At 39.8% G+C, this 571-nt stretch carries 2 protein-coding genes; both read right to left on the bottom strand.

The features are described from left to right. On the bottom strand, positions 1–145 hold a 145-nt coding region (locus HW443_RS14235), incomplete at its 3' end, for a hypothetical protein (protein WP_407079834.1). Continuing rightward, positions 145–450: a hypothetical protein gene (locus tag HW443_RS12705; RefSeq protein WP_176238388.1), complete on the bottom strand. Its 306-nt coding sequence runs from the start codon at positions 448–450 to the stop codon at positions 145–147. The genes HW443_RS14235 and HW443_RS12705, both read right to left, overlap by 1 nt. Positions 451–571: the final 121 nt, after the last annotated feature.

Raw genomic sequence — 571 nt, 5'->3', positions numbered from 1 at the left:
TCATCAGTAATAAGTAGTTGGGGCTGGAAGATTCCAGGATATTAAGGTAGCTTTTAAGCTTATAAGTGTCTATTTTGCCTTCATTAACATGAAGCAGGGAACTCTGGGTAAAAGAACTTAGTGTTTTGTGGGTGCTGTGTAATATTAAATCAGCCCCATACTCAATTGCTGAGGGTGGGAGCTGGGGATGGAAAGGAAAATGGGCTGGTCAACTTTATATAATTCTGCAGCTAAATCTTGAGCTTCTTTCAATATGCCTGTGGGGTTGTGAAGGTAATACACCCCGTCAACTTCGGTTAAATCGTATTGAAACACCTCATCACCTAAAATTTTTTTCAAAAGAGGATGAATGCCCTGTCCCTGTTTATGACCGGGCATATGGAAGGGTAACCTGTTTTCTTTTACATATTTTATTAAGCCTTCAATGTAAGGCGTTCTGGTCTGGTCCATTTTGTGCATAAACATAAGTATATTATAATTGTAATATAAGAGTTCACCACGCTTCACTCGCGATCGTACCCATCACCCATTGTATTTACGAGCGAATCGCAGTAATCTCATCTTTTGACCC

Source organism: Candidatus Hakubella thermalkaliphila, assembly GCF_013281975.1.
Lineage (GTDB): Bacteria > Actinomycetota > Humimicrobiia > Hakubellales > Hakubellaceae > Hakubella > Hakubella thermalkaliphila.
The sequence above is the reverse complement of the archived record's forward strand: the minus strand, read 5'-3'. Positions and strand labels throughout refer to the sequence as shown.